Genomic DNA, 18,691 nt, shown 5'->3' on the forward strand with positions numbered 1-18,691 from the left:
ACCAGCGTGGATGAGGATGGGTCGGATCAAGGACTCCCGGCGGCGCGCCGCACAAAGAGTCGTATGGGGTGAAACCTCAGCGGGTCTTCTGCTGGGGGCGGCGCTGCAGCTGCGGCGGGAGCAGCGAGCCGCCCTGCTGCTGGCGCTCGCGGGCCTTCGCCGCCAGACGGGTCAGGTAGATCAGGGCCGCGCCGAGGACGCCGACGTCGTCGAGGTAGATCGGGTCGGGCAGCAGGTCGACCGGGGACACGGTGTAGATGAGCGCGCCCCAGAAGGCGAACTTGCCGCCTGCGCCCATCGCCTGCAGATATTTGCCGGTCTTCCACACGCGGGTGGCGAGGACGATCGCGGCGATCAGCACCCCGATCAGCAGCACGCCGCCGATCACGATGAGCGCATAGAACACGGTGTCGTCCATGGGCCTGAGTCTACGGGCGATACTCGCACCATGCCCGTTGACGCACCCCCGCCACGCATCCGCAGTGACGACCCGGCGTCCTTCGCCGCGTCGGTCCTGCGCGACCGCCACCCGGCCATCGTCGCCCGGGTCCTGGCCGACCTGCCGTTCGCGGCGCCGGTCCGTGACGGGCTTGCAAGGCTCTTGCAGGACCCGACCGTCACCCCGCTGCCACGGGACGCCCACGACCATGAGGACTGGGACCGCTGGGGGGAGCCGTACTTCGGGCAGTCGATGTTCGACGTGCCGTTCCTGTGGGCGGAGAACTACTTCTACCGGCGGCTGCTGTACGCGACCGGCTACCACGAGCCGGGGCCGTGGCGGGGGATCGACCCGTTCGGGCCGCAGAAGGCCGCGGACCTGCCGGGGGAGGAGGAGCTGCGGGCGCTCGACGCGCTGCTGGTCCTCCCTGAGGATGAGCAGGCCTCGGCACTGGTCGCGGCGGCGCTGTGGGGCAACCGGGCCGACCTCGGCTTCCAGCTGGCGCAGCGGCACGCCGCGGAAAGGGCCGCGGAACGCGACGCGGAAAGGGCCGCGCAACGAGACGGGGAAAGGGCCGCGCAACGAGACGGGGAACGAGACGCGCAACGAGACGGGGAACGAGACGGGGAACGAGGGGCGGCAAGGGCCGCGGAGCAGGGCGCCGGAGACGGCGCGCCGCAGCGGGTCGACGAGCTCGTCGCCGATGACACCGAGCGGCTCTGGAAGCATCTCGGCGGCGGCACCGTCTGCGTCGTCGCCGACAACGCGGGCCGGGAGCTGCTGCCGGACCTGGTGCTCATCGACTTCCTGCTGCGCACGGGGCGGGCCACGCGGGTCGAGCTGCACGTCAAGCCCGCGCCGTATTTCGTCTCCGACGCGCTGACCGCCGACGTGCTCACCGAGCTGTGGCGCTTCCCGGCCGACAGTGCCATCGGCCGCCGCCTGTGGGCGGCGCTGCGCGCCGGGGTCCTGGAGCTGGTCACCGACCCGTTCTACTGCGCGCCGCTGGAGTTCCCGCAGATGCCGGCCCGCCTCGCCGCCCGCTTCGGGGCGGCGACGCTGACCATCCTCAAGGGGGACCTCAACTACCGGCGGCTGGTAGGGGATCGCAGCTGGTCGCCGGAGACGTCGTTCTCAAGTACTACCGGATACTTTCCCGGGCCGGTCGCGGCCCTGCGGACGGTGAAGTCGGACGTGGTCGTCGGGTTGGCCGCGGGCGTCGAGGCGAAGCTGCCCGCGTCATGGCGCACCAGCGGCGCTTTTGCCATGGTCCAAGTGCGCGGCTGAAACACCGGCGGTGCCGGTGGGAGCGGCGGCGGTCGTCGTGGTGAAGGTCGGTCCGGCCCAGATGCGCTTCGTCGTCATGGTGAGCACTCTGCCGGGCGGTACTTGGCGGGCACTTGCGGTCGGCTTGCGAAACCCCTCAAGCGTGGCGGGCGTCACGCATCGACCGCCGTCTTCACCGGAAATGTCCGACATGCCGGTCGCATGCGCGCGGTGTCATGCGGGCGTGCAAGCCGTGCGCCGGGCGTTGCAAGGTCATGGGCGCCGCGCTGCAAGCCTTAAGCCAGACTTGAGGGCCCCTTCATTGACGCTCCTGCACAGGTAGGCGAAGCATTGCCACCGGCGAGGCGGTCGTACCTGTGGAGGAATCATGGGTCATCGCATCGGCAAGTTCGTTCCGTTCTCGGTCCAGGTTCTGGTACTTGCGGTGGTGGTGGCCGGGGGCACGGCCGTCGCCGCTGAGATCACTGCTGACCGCGTCTCCGGCCGGCAGCGTCCACCTGGGCGCGGCGGCGGCATCGACCTGGAGGTGCAGAGCCTCGACGGGTCCGGCAACAACCGTGCGCACCCCCGGTGGGGGCGGGCCGGGCTGCCGTACAGCAGGGTCGCGCAGGCGCGGTACGCCGACGGACGCGGTGCGATGGTCCAGGGACCCGACGTGCGCTGGATCAGCAACCGCGTCTTCAACGACAGGAACCAGAACATCTTCACCGACCGCCGGGTGAGCCAGTGGGGCTTCGTCTGGGGACAGTTCGTCGATCACACGATCGGCCTGCGCGAGGAGGGCGGCCCGAAGGACCCCGGCGTCGAGAAGGCCGACATCGCGTTCAACGCCAAGGACCCCCTCGAGTCGTTCGTCAACACCGTCGGCGGCATCCCGTTCACCCGCTCCAAGCCCGCGGCGGGCAGCACGTCCAGGTCCGGCGGGCCGCGCCAGCAGACGAACCTCGTCAGCTCCTACGTCGACGGCTGGGCCGTGTACGGCGGCACCCAGGAACGCCTCGAGTGGCTGCGGGAGGGCCCCGTCGACGGCAACATGAGCAACAACGGGCCGCACCTGCTGCTGCAGGGTGGCTACCTGCCGCGCCGCGACAGCCGCGGCGACCCCGGCACCGCGCCCGCGATGGCGGTCGACGGGATGCTGCTCGGCCGGCCCGGGAAGGCCGCCGTCACCGGCGACCAGCGGGCCAACGAGAACATCGCGCTCACCGCCGTGCAGACCCTGTTCGCCCGCGAGCACAACCGGGTCGTCGACCTGCTCCCCGCCACGCTCAGCGCCGAACAACGCTTCCAGATCGCGCGCCGGGTCGTCATCGCGGAGCAGCATTACATCACCTACGAGCACTTCCTGCCGGCGCTCGGCGTCGACCTGCCGCGGTACCGCGGGTACCGCCCCGACGTCGACGCGACGCTGTCGAACGAGTTCGCGACCGTCGGGTACCGCGCGCACAGCATGATCCACGGCGAGATCGAGATGTCCTCGGACGTGGACCGCTACAGCACCGCGACGCTCCAGCAGTTCGAGCGCGGCGGCGTCGAGGTCACCGTCGACGGCGACGAGGTCGAGCTCGCGGTGCCGCTCAACGTCGCCTACTTCAACCCCGACCTGGTCCCGGCGGTGCAGCTCGGGCCGCTGCTGCAGGGCATCGGCTCGGAGTCGGAATACCGCAACGACGAGCAGATCGACAACCAGTTGCGCAGCGTGCTGTTCCAGATCCCGGTGGCCGGCAACCCGCAGTGCCTCGACGGGCCCACCCTGCCGGAGTGCTTCCGCGGCGTCGTGGACCTCGGCGCAATCGACGTGCAGCGCGGCCGCGACCACGGCATCCCGAGCTACAACGAGCTGCGCCGCGCGTACGGGCTGCCCGCCCGCCGCACGTTCCGCGCCATCACCGGCGAGGCGACGGAGGCGTGGCCGCGCGACCCGGAGCTGACCGCCGGCAAGGAGGTCGACGACCCGTCGGCGCTGGACTTCGTCGGGCTGTTCGACGCCGACGGCAAGCGGGTCGACCCCGCGTCGGACGCGGCGGAGGCGTCGGTCACCCGCGGCGTGCGACGCACCGCGCTCGCGGCCCGGCTCAAGGCGGTCTACGGCTCCGTCGACCGGGTCGACGCGTTCGTCGGGATGGTCGCCGAACCGCACGTGCGCGGCAGCGAGTTCGGGGAGCTGCAGCTGGCGATCTGGGCCCGCCAGTTCCAGGCGCTGCGCGACGGCGACCGGTTCTTCTACCGCAACGACGCCGGCCTCGACATGATCAGGAGGGTGTACGGGGTGGATTTCCGCCGCAACCTGGGTGACATCATCGCCCTGAACACCGACATCCCCCGGGCCGAGCTCACCGCGGACGTGTTCATGGCACCCGCCGCCTGAGCGCGCGGTGCCGCCACGCGCCGCGCGCCGCGCCGGTGGTTTTGTTCCGTGGACCTGGGTAGGACCGCGCAATGCAACCTGAAGCCGACGAGTCGGTGCCGGAGCTGGCGACTCAGCCTGACGACGAGCCGCCGGCGCCCGCGCCACCGTCCCCGCAGATCAACGGCGCACCGTTTCGCGCGAACACCGGCGGCACGCCCGCCGCGACCCTGGCGTCCCTGTGGAATGACACCGACCGGCAGCGTATCCGCGGCAAGTGGCAGGAGCTGCAGCTGAAGTTCCTCGACGACCCGCACCTGGTCGCGGGGGAGGCCGAACGGCTCGTCCAGGAGGCGGTCATGTCCCTGACCGCCTCGCTGGACGCCCGGCGGACGCAGCTGCACCAGCAGCGGGCCAGCCGCGGGGTCGACACCGAGAACCTGCGTGCAGCCCTGCGCGACTACCGCGAGTTCCTCGACCGCATCCTCGGTCTCTGATGAGCAAGGGGTCCACATGAACTCGACGACGATCACGATCGGCCTGGTCGTGCTGGCCCTGGCGGTCGGCGGCTGGATTCTGCTGCGCGGCGGCAAGGAGGAGGAAGAGGAGGAGGCCACGTCGGGCCCGCCCGCGCCCCGTCCCCCCGCGCCGGCCAACATGCCCGCGAGCGGCATGTCACCCAACGGCATGGCAACGAACGGGATGGTACCGAACAACATGGCACCCAACGGGATGGCGGCACAGAACGGGATGGCGGTACCCAACGGCATGGCCGCGACCGGGATGGCCGCGCCGGGCGGATACGGTGCGCCCGCCGCGACGTACGGCGCCGCGTACGGTGCGGCCGCCGGTCCCGCGGTGCCCACGCCGATGTCGTCGGTGCCGGCGCCCGGGTCGACCTACTTCTCGTCGGCGACGTCGCCGTTGACGTCCGAGGCCCACGTGTACGAGGTCCGCACCCGCTGGCAGGAGCTGCAACTGCGGTTCATGGACGACCCGCAGACCGCGGCGGGCGAGGCCGAGCGGCTCGTCGACGACGCCCTGGCCGGGGTGACCGCGTCGCTGAACGCCCGCAAGGACCAGCTCAGCACGTGGCGGGCCAGCGGGCGCGACGACACCGAGCAGCTGCGGGCGGCGGTCCACGGGTACCGCGACTTCCTGACGCACCTCGTGGGGCCGTGAGTGCCCCTCGCCGTGAGCCGTAGCCCATGAACGAACTGCCCGTAATGACCGTTCTCGTTTGATACTTCGTGTCATGCGGAATACCTCCTGTGAAGGAGGACCGCCATGACAACCACCCAAGTTCTCATCACGATCGTCGTGCTTCTGGTGATCGCGGCGATCGGTTACGGCATCTGGTTCGTCACTCGGCGGCGGGCGCTGCAGCACCGGTTCGGCCCTGAGTACGACCGGGCCGTCGCCGAGGGTGACAGCCGCGTCGCCGCCGAGCGCGAGCTCCGCGAGCGGGAGCGCCGCCACGCCGAGCTCGAGCTGCGTGACCTCGCCCCTGAGGCGCGCACCCGGTACACCGCGGCGTGGGAGGAGATCCAGGCCCGCTTCCTGGATGACCCGGCCGGCGCCGTCCGCGACGCCGACGCGCTCGTCACCGAGCTGGTCGCCGAGCGCGGATACCCGACCGGCGAGTACGAGGAGCAGATCGCGCACCTGTCGGTGGAGCACGCCCGCACCCTCGGCCACTACCGCGACGCGCATGAGATCAGCCAGCTCAGTGACCGTGGCGAGGCCACCACCGAGCAGCTGCGCCAGGCCGTCGTGCACTACCGCACGCTCTTCTCCGAGCTGCTCGGCACCGACGCCACCCCCGGCGTCGCGAGCACCACGGACACGCACGCCACGGACACTCACGCCACGGACACGGACGCCGATGTCGACGTGCCCGTGCAGCGTGACCCCGCGGACGCCCCCCACGACACCAGCCGCCGGTCGTAGGGCCGGGAAAGGAACCCCCGATGCAGGATCAACGCGGCACCTTGGACGAGGGCCACGTGCCCGGCCCCCGCAACCCGGCCGACGACGATGACGTGGCAGTGGGCACCGCCCACACCGACCACGCGACCGGCGACACGCACGATCACGACACGCACGAAGGCACGCACGAAGGCACGGATGAGTCGTACCCGGCCGGCACGTACGCGTCCGGTTCCGCGGTCGCCGACACCGACCGTGACGACCTGGCCGACCGTGACGACGTCGAGGTCGTCGACCACGACCAGGCGCTCGCCGAGGAGCAGGCCGACGAGCGGGACGAAGAACGGGACGACGAGCGGGCCGAGGCGGACGAGGCGACCGACGACGAGACGGCCGACGAGGTCGAGGCCCGCCAGGAGAACGAGGACCGCGGCGACACCGACTTCGTCCCCGCGGACGTCGCCCCGCAGGCGGACGAGCGCGACGAGGTCGAGGCCGCGGCCGAGGAGGAAGCCGAGGACCGCGCCTGGACCGCCGAGCACACCGACGCGGCCGGCACCGACGTGGACAACACCGACGTGGACAACACCGACGTGGACAGCACCGAGGCGGTCAGCACCGATGCCGAGGACCGCGCCTGGGCCGCCGAGCACGCGACCCAGCTGCGAGCCGGCTCCCTCACCGAGGACGACACGACCACGGCCGACACCACCGACCACTACGACACGACCACGGCCGACACCACCGACCACTACGACACCGCCGACCATGACACCGCCGGCACCGACACCGCCGACCACTACGACACCGACAGCGACACCGCCGACGCTGACGCTGACGCCGGCCGCTACGACGACACCCTTGCCGAGCCGGTCGCCGCCAGCGAGGCGCTCGAAGGTGGCGAGGCGCTCGACGCGGGTGACGTGGTCGCGGTCCCGGTGCCGGACGGGTCGGCGCAGGACACGGCCGGTGCCGGGCAGGACCTGCGGCCCGGCGCGGTCGAGGCGCTGCCGGTCGGGGCGATCTGGGCCGACGGCGCCGGCGACGGGCTGCGGGAGCGGTGGCGTGAGCTGCAGCTGCGGTTCATCGACGACCCGCGTTCGGTGGCCGGCGAGGCGGACCAGCTCATCGCCGAGGCGGTCTCGACCGTCACCGGCGCGCTCGAGTCGCAGCGGGCGCAGCTGAGCGCCTGGCAGAGCGAGGGCGGCGAGGACACCGAGCGGCTGCGGGCGGCGGTCCGGCAGTACCGCGACTTCCTGAACCGCCTGCTCGACCTGTAACGCACGCTTCCACGCGAAGCTACCCGGTGGTAGCCTCCCTGGTACCAGTCGGTACCAGGGAGGCTGCATGCATGTCAGGGTCGCGATCGTCGGGGCCGGGTTCGGCGGGCTGGGCGCCGCGATCCGGCTCAAGCAGCGTGGTCACGACGACTTCGTCGTCTTCGAGCGGGCCGGTGACCTCGGGGGCACGTGGCGCGACAACGCGTACCCGGGCTGTGCCTGCGACGTGCCCTCGCACGTGTACTCGTTCTCCTTCGCGCTGAACCCGCGGTGGAGCAGCACGTACTCCCCGCAGCCGGAGATCTGGGACTACCTGCGCGACTGCGCGGACCGCTTCGGGCTGCGGCCCAGCATCCGCTTCGACACCGACGTGCGGCAGGCGTCCTGGGACGACGCCGCCGGGCACTGGCGGATCGAGACGTCCCGGGGCGGATCGCAGGGCGAGTGGACGGCCGATGTGCTGATCAGCGCCGGCGGCCCGCTCAACGAACCGGTCATCCCGAAGCTCCCGGGCCTGGAGACGTTCCGCGGCGAGACGTTCCACTCCTCCCGCTGGAACCACGGGCACGACCTCACCGGCCGCCGGGTCGCGGTCATCGGCACCGGGGCGTCGGCGATCCAGTTCGTGCCGGCGATCCAGCCCGAGGTCGGCCGGCTGACCCTGTTCCAGCGGACCGCCGCCTGGGTGATGCCGCGCAACGAGCGGCCGCTGCGCAGGTGGGAGCACGTGGCGTACCAGCGGATCCCCGGCGCCCAGCGGCTGATGCGCACCCTCGTCTACTGGGGGATCGAGTCCACCGTCATCGGCTTCCTCCGGCCGCGGGTGATGCGGCTGGCGCAGCGGATCGCGCTGCGCAACCTGCGCCGCGCCGTCGCCGACCCGGTGCTGCGGGCGCGGCTCACCCCCGGCTACGCGATGGGCTGCAAGCGGGTCCTGAAGTCCAACACCTACTATCCGGCGCTCACGCGGGACAACGTCGACGTGGTGACCGAGCCGATCGCCGAGGTCCGTCCACAGGGGATCGTCACCCGCGACGGCGTCGAGCACGAGGCCGACACCATCATCTTCGGCACCGGGTTCCACGTCACCGACCTGCCGATCAGCGAGCGGGTCCGCGGCCGGGACGGGCGCAGCCTCGCCGAGGTGTGGCAGGGCAGCCCGCAGGCGTACCGCGGCACCACCGTGGCCGGCTTCCCCAACCTGTTCCTGCTGCTGGGCCCCAACACCGGTCTCGGCCACAACTCCGTGGTCCTGATGATCGAGGCGCAGATCAACTACGTGCTCGGCGCGCTGGACACGCTGCGCCGCACCGGTGCCCGCAGCCTGGAGCCGCGCGCGTCGGCGCAGCGGGCGTTCACCGCCGCCGTCGACCGGCGCATGGCAAGGACGGTGTGGGCGACCGGCGGCTGCAGCAGCTGGTACATCGACTCGACCGGCCGCAACTCGACCCTGTGGCCCGGTTCCACCTGGCGCTTCCGGCAGCGGATGCAGCGCTTCGACGTCAAGGCATACGAGGTGACCGCGTGACCCTGTACACCGTCCGCAAGGGCGCCGGCGAGCCGCTCGTGCTCATCCACGGCATCGGCCACCACTGGCGCGCCTGGGAGCCCGTCATCGACCTGCTCGCCGCGCACCACGACGTGATCGCGATCGACCTGCCGGGCTTCGGGCGCTCGCCGGCCCCGGCCGAGAACCACGGCATGCCGAGCGCCGTCGAGGCCCTCGCGGCGTACTTCGCCGAGGCGGGACTCGACCGGCCGCACGTCGCCGGCAACAGCCTCGGCGGCGCCATCGCCCTGGAGCTCGCGGCGGCCGGCCACGCCCGGTCGGTGACCGCCCTGTCGCCGGCCGGCTTCTGCACCCCGGCCCAGGTGCGCCGGGCGCTGAGCATCCTGCGCGGCCACCGCGTCGGCGCCTTCACCCCGGCGCCGCTGCTGAAAGTCTTCTACCGCACCGGTTTCGGCAAGGCGTTCTCCTTCGGCTGGCTGGTGCGCAACCCCGGCGTCCTCACCGCCGAACGCGCCCTCGCCGACACCCTGGCGCTGCGCGGCGGCCGGGGCTTCGGCGCGGTCGCCCGCCACGGCCGCGCCTACACCTTCACCGCGGACCCCGGCGTCCCGGTCACGATCGCGTGGGGCTCCCGCGACCGGATCTTCCTGCCGGTCCAGGCCGGCGTCGCCCGCGACCGCCTGCCCGGCGCCCGGCACGTCACCCTCGACGGCTGCGGCCACGTCCCGATGAGCGACGACCCCGCCCTGGTCGCCGGCGTCATCCTGCGCACGACCGCCGCCGCCCGGCGGATGGACCGCCTAGAAGTGGACTAGCGTGCGGGCGCCGACGCCGTTGCGCATGCGGTCGAAGGCGTCGCCCACCTCGTCCAGGGAGACGTGGTCGGTGACGAGGGCGGACAGGTCCAGCCTGCCCGCGCGGTAGTGCGACAGCAGCACCGGGACGTCCACGGCCGGGTCGGTGCTGCCGTACATGCAGCCGGTCAGCGTGCGGGCGAAGTACGCGACCTCCAGGGCGCTGAACGTGACCTCGTCGGTGGTGGAGCCCAGGCCGAGGACGGTGGCCCGGCCGCCACGGCGGGTGACGGACCAGGCGGCCCGGATCGTCGCGGCGCGGCCGACGCACTCGATCGCGTGGTCGGCGCCGCGGCCGGAGGTCAGCGCCCGGATCTCCTTGGCGAGGGAGGTGCCGGGCGTGAGGAAGTGGGTCGCGCCGAGGGACAGGGCCAGGTCCTCCTTCGACGGTGACGCGTCCACGGCGATGACGGTCGAGGCGCCGGCGATGCGCGCCCCCTGCAGCGCGGCGAGGCCGACGCCGCCGAGGCCGATCACGACCACGGACTCGCCGGCGCGCACGCGGGCGGAGTTGAGGACCGCGCCGACGCCGGTGAGGACGGCACAGCCGAGCAGGGCCGCCTCGTCGAGGGGGATGTCGGCCGGCACCGGGATGCAGGCGTTGGCGCCGATGACGGTCTCGGTCGCGAACGCGCCGGTGCCCAGGCCCGCGTAGACGTCCTCGCCGCCGGCGGTGCGGGCGAACGGCACCCCGCGGGCGTCGTCGGCGTGCGCGCACAGGTACGGCTCGCCGGCCTCGCAGAACCAGCAGGACCGGCACGGCGGCGACCAGTTGAGCACGACGTGGTCGCCGACGGCCAGGCCGGTGACGGCCGCGCCGACCTCCACGACGACGCCGGCGCCCTCGTGGCCGAGGACGACCGGGAACGGCTGGCGCAGGGTGCCGTTGGCCAGGGACAGGTCGGAGTGGCAGACCCCGGCGGCGGCGAGCCGCACCCGCACCTGGTGCGGGCCGGCCGGGTTCAGGGTCAGCTCCTCCACGGCCGCGGCACCGTCCACGGCCCGCAGGACCAGGGCGGCGGTCACAGCTGGATCGCCTTCACCGACGTGAACTCCTCGTAGCCGTGGACGCCGAGCTCGCGGCCGTATCCGGAGTCCCCGATCCCGCCGAACGGGGCCAGGGGGTTGAACGACCCGCCGTTGACGTCGACCTGCCCGGTGCGCATCCGCCGGGCGACGGCGAGGGCGTGCTCCTGCGAGCCCGACCAGACGCTGCCGGCGAGCCCGTACGGCGTGCCGTTGGCGATGCGGACGGCGTCGTCCTCGTCGCGGTACCGGATGATCGACAGCACCGGGCCGAAGATCTCCTCCTGGGCGATGGCCGACGCGGGGTCGACGTCGGCGAAGACGACCGGGGCGACGTAGTAGCCGACGCCGGGCACGGATGCGTTGCCGTGCGCCAGTTTCGCGCCGTCGGCGAGGCCGCGCTCCACATAGGACAGCACCCGGTCGCGCTGGGCGGCCGAGGCCAGGGGGCCGAGGCGGGTGGCGGGGTCGGTGGGGTCGCCGACGGTGTAGCGGGAGGCCGCGGCGGCGGCGAGGGCGACGACCTCGTCGTGCTGCGACTCGTGCACGAGCAGGCGGGTCCAGGCGGTGCAGGTCTGGCCGGAGTTCAGGTAGCAGTTGCCGACGCCGACCTTCACCGCGGCGGCGAGGTCCGCGTCCGGCAGGACGACGTTCGCGGACTTGCCGCCCAGTTCGAGTGACACCCGGGTCAGGTTCCTGGCTGCCAGTGCCGCCACGGTACGACCGGCGCCGGTCGAACCGGTGAACGACACGAGGTCGACGCCGGGGTGCCCGGCCAGCGCCGCCCCGGTCGGGTCGCCGTATCCGGTGACGAGGTTGTAGACGCCCTCGGGCAGCCCGGCCTCGCGGACCAGGTCGAGCAGGCGCAGCGCCGACAGGGGCGCGACCTCGCTCGGCTTGTGCACGACGGTGTTGCCGGCCGCCAGCGCCGGCGCGAGCTTCGCGACGGTCTGGTGCAGCGGGTAGTTCCACGGGGTGATCGCCGCGACGACCCCGACCGGGTCGCGCACGATCAGCGAGTTGCCGATCCGCTCGTCGGCGCCGCCGGAGAGGCCGCCGAGCAGGTCGACCATCGAGGACAGCACCGCGATCGGCAGGCCGACCTGGACCTTGCGGGCGATCGCCAGCGGCGCGCCCATCTCGGCGGTGATCAGCGCCGCGAGCTCGTCGGCGTGCACGGCGAGGAGGTCGCGCAGCGCGGCGAGGTGCGTGGCGCGCCGGGCGGGCGACAGCGCCGACCACGGCCCGAGGGCGGCCCGTGCGGCGGCGACGGCCGGGTCCACGTCGGTGGTCTCGGGCACGGACCCGATGACCTCCTCGGTCGCCGGGTTGTAGACGTCGATACTCATCGTTGAGATCCCCTTTGTGCGGCGCGGCTCAGACGAACGCGTTCACGCCGGTGAGGGCGCGACCGATGATGAGCTTCTGGATCTGGCTCGTCCCCTCGTACACGGTAGTGACCCGGGCGTCGCGCAGGTATTTGCCCACCGGGTACTCATCGATGTAGCCGTAACCGCCGAAGACCTGCAGCGCCGCGTTGGCCGAGCGGACCGCGGCCTCGGAGGCGTAGAGCTTGGCGGTGGAGGACTCGGTGGCGAAGGGCAGCCCCCGGTCGATCAGGTCGGCGACCCGCCAGGTCAGCAGCCGCGCGGCGTCGGCCTCGACGGAGATGTCGGCGATGAGCTGCTGCACCAGCTGGAACGAGGCGATCGGCCGGCCGAACTGCTCACGCTGCTTCGCGTAGGTCACGGCCGCCTCCAGACGCAGCCGGCGGCCAGGGACATGCGGCCCTTCGCCAGCGCCGACATCGCGATCCTGAATCCCTCGCCGATGCCGCCGAGCAGCGCGTCGTCGCCGACGGTCACGCCCTCGAAGGTCAGCGCCGCGGTCGCCTGGCCGCGCAGCCCGAGCTTGCCGTGGATCTCCTCGATGCGCAGGCCCGGTGTCGCCGTCGGCACCAGGAACGCCGAGACGCCCTTCGGGCCGGGGCCGCCGGTGCGGGCGAAGACCAGGGCGACCTGCGCCCAGGTGCCGTTGGTGATGAACATCTTCGACCCGTCGAGGCGCCAGCCGCCGCCCTCGGCGTCGCTCAGCTTCGTGGCGCGGGTCGCCAGGGCGCCCGCGTCGGAGCCGGTGTCGGGCTCGGTCAGGGCGAAGCAGCCGAGGGCGTCGCCGGCGCACAGCCGCGGCAGCCAGGCGGCCTTCTGCCCGGCGGTGCCGTAGCCGTTGATGCTCTTCGCGACGAGTCCGAGGGACACCGACACGATGCCGCGCACCGACGAGTCGCCCTTGCCGAGCTCCTCCAGCACCAGGCAGTACGTGGTGTGGTCGCCGCCGCTGCCGCCGTGCTCCTCGGGGATCGTGATGCCGAGGATGCCCAGGTCGGCGAGCTTCTTGATGATCGACAGGTCGACCTGCTCGGCACGGTCCCAGGCGGCGGCGTGCGGGGTGATCTCGCGGTCGACGAACTCGGCGGTCACCTGGCGGATCGCGCGCTGTTCGTCGTTGAGCGTGAAGTCCATGGCCATCCTTCAAACCCGGTCCGTTAACTAACGCCGTTAGTTTCTAAGATCGTAGCCATGGTCCGCCCCAGAACGCCACTGCTCAGCCGAGACCGCATCGTCGAGGTGGCCACCGCGATCGTCGACGCCGACGGCCTCGACGCACTGTCCACCCGGCGGCTGGCCCGTGAGCTGGGCGTTCAGGCGCCCTCGCTGTACAACCACTTCGCCACGAAGGAGCAGATCGTCGACGCGATCGGCGACAGCATCGTGGCCGGCGTCGACCTGTCCATGCTGGGGCGCGACCCGTGGCCGGAGGCGCTCAAGGCGTGGGCGCGGGCGTACCGGGCGGCGTTTCGCGCCCATCCGAACGTGGTGCCGTTCCTGGCCCGGGGCCCGGCCCGCCGTCCCGCGTCGCTGCGCCTCGCCGACGCGGTCTACGGCGCGCTGGTCAACGCCGGCTGGCCGCCCGGGTACGCCACCCGCATCGGCGCGACGATGCGGTTCTTCGTCGCGGGGTCGGCGCTGGGCTCGTTCGCGCTGGGGTTCGTCGACGACCCCGACCTGTACGCGCGCGACTACCCGCACCTGCGCGACGCGCACCGCCTCGCCGGCCAGCACGCCCACGTCGACGACAGCGCGTTCGAGCTGGGCCTGGAGGCCCTGGTGGACGGCCTGGAGCGCAGGTTCCTGCAGCTGCCCGCGAGCTAGGCGGCCGCCGCCTGGGGCATCACCAGGAGGATCTGGCCGCCGGGGCGGGTGCTCATGCGGACCGGCATGCTCAGCATCCGGCCGGCGCGGATGAGGACCGTGGCGGTCTCCAGGTCCGCAACCCGCAGGCCGGGGGAGCCGGACCGGGACGGACCCGACACCAGCAGCACGCCGCGCCACGCCGACTCGGCGAGCTGGCGGGCGTGGCGGATCTGGCGGGTCGAGCGCGGCAGCTCGGGCGCGCCGCACAGGTCGGCGTAGCCCTGCTGCCAGGCACGGTCCAGGGACGCGGCCGTCGTGGGCGCGGTGAGGACGCGGAAGATCTCGTAGCGGTGCCGCGTGCCCGCGGTGTAGCGGTGCACGCTCGCCGAGTGGCCGGCTGCCCCTAGCAGCTCGACCAGCCGGTCCGCGGCGACGGACCGGTTGAACTCGGCGAGCACCCCCGCTGGTGCGTGTGCGAAGGCGGCACGGACCCGGGTGCCCCCCAGCGCCCGGGCCCGTCCTCCTCCGCCACACACCCCTGTGCACCGCACCAGCACGGCCGCCTCGAACGCGGCGACGGTCGAGGCCCGATAACGCTCGCCGGTTGAGGAGCGCTCGCCGGTTGACACGATGTTCACCTGTTCACCGTGGCCGGTCCGACCACGCCGGCGGAATCGCGGGAGTCGTTCCTTGAGGGAAACTTGACGCTGCGAAATCAGGCGGACATCAAGACCTGGGTGCAGCGGCTGGCGGCGAGGGTGGTGCCGCCGGTGTCGTACAGCTCGGCGGCGCAGAACACGACCTTCCTGGTGCGGCGCAGCACCGTGCCGACGGCCCGCAGCGTCCCCGGCCGGGTCGGCCGGAAGAACTCGACCCGCAGGTCCGCGGTCAGGAACAGCTCGTCCCGGCCGAGCGTGGTGAAGCAGGCGCCGCCCATCGCGGAGTCGAGGATCGCGGTGACCAGCCCGCCCTGGATCACCGGGCCGCCGGGGGTGGTGAAGCCGTACTCGACGGTCGCGTCCCACTCGACCGTCGAGCCGCCGGGCTCCCACCCGGTGCGCCGGAAGCCCAGCGTGCGCCACAGGTTCGGGCCCTCACCGCGGCTGTTGTTCCAGTCGCCGACGTCGGCGAAACGTTCACCGGCGGTGATCGGACGATCGGTCATCGTTGTGGCTCCCTGAGACTCGGCATTGACACTAGACAGGTATCGGCATAGGCAGTGTAGAAACCTGGACTGGAGGTTCGTCGATGTCCAACCTCGCCCGTCTCGCGGAGGCGTCACTCGACCGGCACGGCGACTACCCCGCGCTGTGCTTCGAAGGGTCCTGGCACACCTCGGGGGAGGCACACGACCGCGCGACCCGCATCGCCGGAGGGCTCCGCGAGCTCGGGGTGCGCCCCGGCGACCGGGTGGCCGTCGTCATGGCCAACTGCCCCGAGGTCTCGCAGGTGTACCAGGCGGTGTGGCGGGCCGGTGCCGTCGTCACCCCGGTCGTCTTCCTGGTCACCGCCGACGAGCTCGGTCACGCCCTGCGCGACTCCGGTGCCGTCGCCGTGGTCACCTCGCCGGAGTTGATGCCGAAGTTCGGCGAGCTGTGCCGGGGGCTCGGCGTGCCGACGGTCGTCGTCGGCACCCCGTCGTTCGAGGCGCTCCTCGCCGCGGACCCGGCCCCGATCGTGGACCGCGACCCGGGCGAGCTCGCGGCGCTGCTGTACACCGGCGGCACCACCGGACGCAGCAAGGGCGTCGCGCTGAGCCACGCCAACCTCGCGTACGCGGGGCGGGTCTCCCGGGAGGCGGCCCACACCCCCGGCCTCAACACCGGCATCACCGCCCTGCCGCTGTCACACTCCTACGGCCTGATGGTCACCGTCGGCGCGATGCAGGCCGCGGAGCCACCCGTCGCCGTGCTGCAACGCTGGTTCGACCCGGCCGGCTGGCTGAGGCTCGCCGCCGAGCAGCGCGCGCAGACCGCGGCCGTGGTCCCGTCGATGATCGTCATGCTGCTCGGCCAGCCCCTGGCGGAGGTGGACCTGAGCGCCCTGCGGTACGTCTTCTCCGGCGCCGCCCCGCTGCCGCCCGCCGCGGCGGCGGCGTTCGAGCGGCTGGTGCCGTCCGCGCGGGTCCTGGAAGGCTACGGCTGCACGGAGACCGGCGGGATCGTCAGCGGCAGCCCCCTGGACGCGCCCCGCCGGGGTACCGTCGGCAAGCCCCTGGAAGGCATCGAGGTCCGCCTCGCCGACGACGGCGAGATCCTCGTGCGCGGCCCCAACGTCATGCGCGGCTACTGGGGACCGGCGCCCGGCGAGGGGATCACCGACGGGTGGTTCGCCACCGGCGACATCGGCGCGATCGACGAGGACGGGTACCTCAGCGTCATCGACCGCAAGAAGGACCTCATCATCCGCGGCGGGTTCAACGTGTACCCGCGCGACGTCGAGGACGTGCTCACCGGCCACCCGGCGGTCGCGATGGCCGCAGTGGTCGGCCGGCCCGACGACCGCCTCGGCGAGGAGGTGATCGCCTTCGTGTCGCTGTCCGGCACCGACGGTGCGCACGGCACGGCCACCGCCGAGGAGCTCGACGCCTACGCCCGCGCGCACCTCGCCCCGACGCGACGGCCACGGGAGATCCGCATCCTGGAGCAGATCCCGCTGACCTCGGTCGGCAAGCTCAACCGTAAGGCGCTGCGGGCCCTGCTGTGAGGCTGCGGGCCCTGCTGTGAGGATGCACTCCATTACCATGAGCGCACGATGCGAGTGATGCTGGTCGAAGACGACGCTCGGGTGGCGGCCGCGCTGGCCACCGCCCTGCGCCGCCGCGGGCACGACGTCGCGCACTGCCCGACGGCGCAGGCCGCCCTCGACACGTTCGCCGGTGAGCCGTTCGACCTGGTGCTGCTCGACCTCAACCTGCCCGACGGCGACGGCATCGAGGTGTGCCGCACCCTGCGCCGCAAGGACGAGACGGTCGCGATCATCGCCGTCACCGCCCGTGGCGAGGAGCGCGACCGGGTCATCGGCCTGCAGACCGGCGCCGACGACTACGTCGTGAAGCCCTACTCGATGGCCGAGCTCAACGCCCGCATCGAGGCGGTCCTGCGCCGCGCGTCGCGGGCGCCGCAGACCGCCGTGGAGGTCCTGGCGGCCGGCCCGGTCCGCGTCGACGTCGGTGCCCGCCAGGTCGCCGTCGCCGGGCGTGACGTCGCGCTCACCCGCAAGGAGTTCGAGATCCTCGCCGTGCTCGTGCGCACCCCGGGCGTCGTGGTCTCCTACGACCGGCTGATCCTCGCCGTGTGGCAGACCAGTTTCGTCGGCCGGCACACCCTCGATGTGCACGTCGGCTCGCTGCGGGCGAAGCTCGACGTGCCGGGCCTGGTGCAGACCGTCCGCGGCGTCGGATACCGCCTCGTGCCGGGGCTCTGAGCCGTGCGGATCCGCCTCGTCACCACATACCTGCTGCTGCTGTTGCTGGTGCTCGCCGCGCTGGAGGTGCCGCTCGCGCTCGCCATCGCGGGCCGCGACACCCAGCAGCTCGTCGCCGACCGCCTCGCCGACGCGACCCGCTTCGCCGCGCTCGCCGAACCGGCCCTGCGGGCCCGGGAGACCACCGAGCTGGAGGCGGAGCTCACCCGCTACGACGAGGTGTACGGCGTCACCGCCGTCGTCGTCAACCAGGACGCCTTCCGCGTGGTCGCCTCCCGCCAGGAGGTCGACCTCACCGACCGGGCCGTGCAGCGGCAGGCCCGCCGCGCCCTGGAAGGCCGCGAGGCCAGCGACGACGGCACCGTGTGGCCGTGGCGCCTCGAGCCGTTCGTGGTCGCGATCCCCGTCGGGCGCGGCGGGGAGGTCGTCGGCGCCGTCGTCACCATCTCGCCGACGGGCCGGCGCGTCGCCGGGGTCCGCGCCGCCTGGAGCATCCTGGCCGGCGGCGGCCTCGTCGTGCTGTTCGCCGGGATCGTCGCGGCCTGGTCCCTCGCGCGCTGGACGCTGCGGCCCGTCGCCGAGCTCGACGCCGCCGCCCACGAGCTGGCGGCCGGTGACTACGCCGCCCGGGTCCCCGCCGCCGACGGCCCGCCGGAGCTGCGCCGGCTGGGCGCCGCGTTCAACGAGATGGCCGCGACCGTCGCGGACTCCCTGGAGCGGCAGCGCGCGTTCGTCTCCCACGCCAGCCACCAGCTGCGCAACCCGCTGACCGCGCTGCGCCTGCGGGTCGAGGACCTCGGCGTCGACCTCACCGACCCGCAGGCCGTCGAGGGGCACCGCCTCGCCCTGGAGGAGGCCGAACGCTTCGGTGACGTCCTGGACAGCCTCCTCGCCCTCGCCCGCGCCGAGCGGGGGCGGTATGAGCTCGCCGACATCGACGCCGGCGAGGTCGCCTGGACGCGGGTCGTCGCGTGGCAGCCGGTCGCCGCGAAGAAGGACATCACGCTGCGCTACGTCCGCCCGCCGCGCCCGCTGCGGGCGCGCGCCGTGACGACCGCGCTCGACCAGGCCCTCGACGCGCTCATCGACAATGCCGTGAAGTTCTCCACCTGCGGCAGCACCGTCACGGTCCGGCCCGTCGCCGCCGACGACGACGGGGCCGGCGGGGTCGCCGTGCACGTGGTCGACACCGGGCCGGGGCTCACCGAGCAGCAGCGGGAGCTGGCCACCGAGCGGTTCTGGCGGGCGCCCGGCACGCAGAACGTCGACGGCAGCGGCCTCGGCCTGCCGATCGTCGCGGTCCTGGTGGAGGCGTCGTCCGGCCGCCTGGACCTGCTGCCGAACGACCCGAGCGGGCTGCACGCCCGGCTGTGGTTCCCGGCGCCCTGAGCGGACGGCG

19 protein-coding genes are annotated in these 18,691 nt (G+C 72.9%); 12 read left to right on the top strand and 7 right to left on the bottom strand.

The window, feature by feature from the left end; translation table 11 throughout:
• Positions 1-76 precede the first annotated feature (76 nt).
• On the bottom strand, positions 77-418 hold the full coding sequence (locus tag OHA72_RS20460) for a YkvA family protein (protein WP_327009397.1): 342 nt from the start codon (positions 416-418) through the stop codon (positions 77-79).
• A gap of 30 nt (positions 419-448) precedes the next feature.
• On the opposite strand from OHA72_RS20460, the gene OHA72_RS20465 reads away from it, so the two are divergent.
• The 8 genes from OHA72_RS20465 (at position 449) to OHA72_RS20500 (ending at position 9,607) form a co-directional block, all read left to right on the top strand.
• On the top strand, positions 449-1,726 hold the full coding sequence (locus OHA72_RS20465) for a damage-control phosphatase ARMT1 family protein (protein ID WP_327009398.1): 1,278 nt from the start codon (positions 449-451) through the stop codon (positions 1,724-1,726).
• Between the two features lie 367 nt (positions 1,727-2,093).
• Positions 2,094-4,094 carry a peroxidase family protein gene (locus OHA72_RS20470; RefSeq protein ID WP_327009399.1) on the top strand — a complete coding sequence of 667 codons (2,001 nt, stop codon included), beginning with the start codon at positions 2,094-2,096 and terminating at the stop codon, positions 4,092-4,094.
• A gap of 71 nt (positions 4,095-4,165) precedes the next feature.
• The gene (locus OHA72_RS20475; RefSeq protein WP_327009400.1) at positions 4,166-4,570 is read left to right on the top strand and encodes a hypothetical protein; all 405 of its coding nucleotides are present in this window, start codon (positions 4,166-4,168) and stop codon (positions 4,568-4,570) included.
• A gap of 16 nt (positions 4,571-4,586) precedes the next feature.
• Positions 4,587-5,255 carry a hypothetical protein gene (locus OHA72_RS20480; protein ID WP_327009401.1) on the top strand — a complete coding sequence of 223 codons (669 nt, stop codon included), beginning with the start codon at positions 4,587-4,589 and terminating at the stop codon, positions 5,253-5,255.
• Positions 5,256-5,360: 105 nt separating this feature from the next.
• Complete coding sequence (locus tag OHA72_RS20485) at positions 5,361-6,023, top strand: hypothetical protein (RefSeq protein WP_327009402.1); 663 nt, start codon at positions 5,361-5,363, stop codon at positions 6,021-6,023.
• Between the two features lie 20 nt (positions 6,024-6,043).
• A complete protein-coding gene (locus tag OHA72_RS20490) occupies positions 6,044-7,282 on the top strand; it encodes a hypothetical protein (RefSeq protein WP_327009403.1) in 1,239 nt (412 codons plus the stop codon).
• A 67-nt stretch (positions 7,283-7,349) separates the two neighbouring features.
• The gene (locus OHA72_RS20495) at positions 7,350-8,810 is read left to right on the top strand and encodes a flavin-containing monooxygenase (RefSeq protein WP_327009404.1); all 1,461 of its coding nucleotides are present in this window, start codon (positions 7,350-7,352) and stop codon (positions 8,808-8,810) included.
• Positions 8,807-9,607, top strand: a complete 801-nt coding sequence (locus OHA72_RS20500) for an alpha/beta fold hydrolase (RefSeq protein WP_327009405.1) — start codon at positions 8,807-8,809, stop codon at positions 9,605-9,607. The genes OHA72_RS20495 and OHA72_RS20500 overlap by 4 nt, the downstream gene beginning before the upstream one ends.
• Here OHA72_RS20500 and OHA72_RS20505 read toward each other — a convergent pair.
• The 4 genes from OHA72_RS20505 to OHA72_RS20520 are packed head-to-tail and all read right to left on the bottom strand — an operon-like array spanning position 9,593 to position 13,194.
• Positions 9,593-10,672, bottom strand: coding sequence for a zinc-binding dehydrogenase (locus OHA72_RS20505; RefSeq protein ID WP_327009406.1), 1,080 nt, complete (start codon positions 10,670-10,672; stop codon positions 9,593-9,595). The genes OHA72_RS20500 and OHA72_RS20505 overlap by 15 nt on opposite strands.
• Entirely contained in the window at positions 10,669-12,021 is a 1,353-nt protein-coding gene (locus tag OHA72_RS20510) for an aldehyde dehydrogenase family protein (RefSeq protein WP_327009407.1), read from the bottom strand. The genes OHA72_RS20505 and OHA72_RS20510 overlap by 4 nt, the downstream gene beginning before the upstream one ends.
• Positions 12,022-12,049: 28 nt before the next feature.
• Positions 12,050-12,421 carry an acyl-CoA dehydrogenase family protein gene (locus tag OHA72_RS20515; RefSeq protein WP_327009408.1) on the bottom strand — a complete coding sequence of 124 codons (372 nt, stop codon included), beginning with the start codon at positions 12,419-12,421 and terminating at the stop codon, positions 12,050-12,052.
• Positions 12,418-13,194: an acyl-CoA dehydrogenase family protein gene (locus OHA72_RS20520; RefSeq protein WP_327009409.1), complete on the bottom strand. Its 777-nt coding sequence runs from the start codon at positions 13,192-13,194 to the stop codon at positions 12,418-12,420. The genes OHA72_RS20515 and OHA72_RS20520 overlap by 4 nt, the downstream gene beginning before the upstream one ends.
• 57 nt (positions 13,195-13,251) lie before the next feature.
• Here OHA72_RS20520 and OHA72_RS20525 point away from each other — a divergent pair, with 57 nt between their 5' ends.
• On the top strand, positions 13,252-13,884 hold the full coding sequence (locus OHA72_RS20525; protein WP_327009410.1) for a TetR/AcrR family transcriptional regulator: 633 nt from the start codon (positions 13,252-13,254) through the stop codon (positions 13,882-13,884).
• On the opposite strand, the gene OHA72_RS20530 is transcribed toward OHA72_RS20525, so the two are convergent.
• Together OHA72_RS20530 and OHA72_RS20535 are read right to left on the bottom strand one after the other, a co-directional pair.
• Positions 13,881-14,504, bottom strand: a complete 624-nt coding sequence (locus OHA72_RS20530) for a hypothetical protein (protein ID WP_327009411.1) — start codon at positions 14,502-14,504, stop codon at positions 13,881-13,883. The genes OHA72_RS20525 and OHA72_RS20530 overlap by 4 nt on opposite strands.
• A 77-nt stretch (positions 14,505-14,581) precedes the next feature.
• The gene (locus OHA72_RS20535; RefSeq protein WP_327009412.1) at positions 14,582-15,031 is read right to left on the bottom strand and encodes a PaaI family thioesterase; all 450 of its coding nucleotides are present in this window, start codon (positions 15,029-15,031) and stop codon (positions 14,582-14,584) included.
• An 83-nt stretch (positions 15,032-15,114) separates the two neighbouring features.
• Between OHA72_RS20535 and OHA72_RS20540 the strand changes: the two genes are divergently transcribed.
• Genes OHA72_RS20540 through OHA72_RS20550 form a run of 3 tightly spaced genes read left to right on the top strand, consistent with a single transcriptional unit; the run spans position 15,115 to position 18,681 of the window.
• Positions 15,115-16,572, top strand: a complete 1,458-nt coding sequence (locus OHA72_RS20540; RefSeq protein WP_327009413.1) for an AMP-binding protein — start codon at positions 15,115-15,117, stop codon at positions 16,570-16,572.
• Positions 16,573-16,620: 48 nt separating this feature from the next.
• Positions 16,621-17,292, top strand: coding sequence for a response regulator transcription factor (locus OHA72_RS20545; protein WP_327009414.1), 672 nt, complete (start codon positions 16,621-16,623; stop codon positions 17,290-17,292).
• Positions 17,293-17,295: 3 nt separating this feature from the next.
• Positions 17,296-18,681 carry a sensor histidine kinase gene (locus tag OHA72_RS20550; RefSeq protein WP_327009415.1) on the top strand — a complete coding sequence of 462 codons (1,386 nt, stop codon included), beginning with the start codon at positions 17,296-17,298 and terminating at the stop codon, positions 18,679-18,681.
• Positions 18,682-18,691 lie beyond the last annotated feature (10 nt).

The organism is Dactylosporangium sp. NBC_01737 (assembly GCF_035963215.1).
Lineage (GTDB): Bacteria > Actinomycetota > Actinomycetes > Mycobacteriales > Micromonosporaceae > Dactylosporangium.

Excerpts from the sequence above, each read along its gene's own strand:
- OHA72_RS20545 (WP_327009414.1), top strand. The coding sequence starts at position 16,621 with ATGCGAGTGATGCTGGTCGAAGACGACGCTCGGGTGGCGGCCGCGCTG.
- OHA72_RS20475 (WP_327009400.1), top strand. The coding sequence starts at position 4,166 with ATGCAACCTGAAGCCGACGAGTCGGTGCCGGAGCTGGCGACTCAGCCT.
- OHA72_RS20460 (WP_327009397.1), bottom strand. The coding sequence starts at position 418 with ATGGACGACACCGTGTTCTATGCGCTCATCGTGATCGGCGGCGTGCTG.
- OHA72_RS20465 (WP_327009398.1), top strand. The coding sequence starts at position 449 with ATGCCCGTTGACGCACCCCCGCCACGCATCCGCAGTGACGACCCGGCG.
- OHA72_RS20525 (WP_327009410.1), top strand. The coding sequence starts at position 13,252 with ATGGTCCGCCCCAGAACGCCACTGCTCAGCCGAGACCGCATCGTCGAG.
- OHA72_RS20480 (WP_327009401.1), top strand. The coding sequence starts at position 4,587 with ATGAACTCGACGACGATCACGATCGGCCTGGTCGTGCTGGCCCTGGCG.
- OHA72_RS20535 (WP_327009412.1), bottom strand. The coding sequence starts at position 15,031 with ATGACCGATCGTCCGATCACCGCCGGTGAACGTTTCGCCGACGTCGGC.
- OHA72_RS20495 (WP_327009404.1), top strand. The coding sequence starts at position 7,350 with ATGCATGTCAGGGTCGCGATCGTCGGGGCCGGGTTCGGCGGGCTGGGC.
- OHA72_RS20520 (WP_327009409.1), bottom strand. The coding sequence starts at position 13,194 with ATGGACTTCACGCTCAACGACGAACAGCGCGCGATCCGCCAGGTGACC.
- OHA72_RS20485 (WP_327009402.1), top strand. The coding sequence starts at position 5,361 with ATGACAACCACCCAAGTTCTCATCACGATCGTCGTGCTTCTGGTGATC.
- OHA72_RS20510 (WP_327009407.1), bottom strand. The coding sequence starts at position 12,021 with ATGAGTATCGACGTCTACAACCCGGCGACCGAGGAGGTCATCGGGTCC.
- OHA72_RS20490 (WP_327009403.1), top strand. The coding sequence starts at position 6,044 with ATGCAGGATCAACGCGGCACCTTGGACGAGGGCCACGTGCCCGGCCCC.
- OHA72_RS20470 (WP_327009399.1), top strand. The coding sequence starts at position 2,094 with ATGGGTCATCGCATCGGCAAGTTCGTTCCGTTCTCGGTCCAGGTTCTG.
- OHA72_RS20540 (WP_327009413.1), top strand. The coding sequence starts at position 15,115 with ATGTCCAACCTCGCCCGTCTCGCGGAGGCGTCACTCGACCGGCACGGC.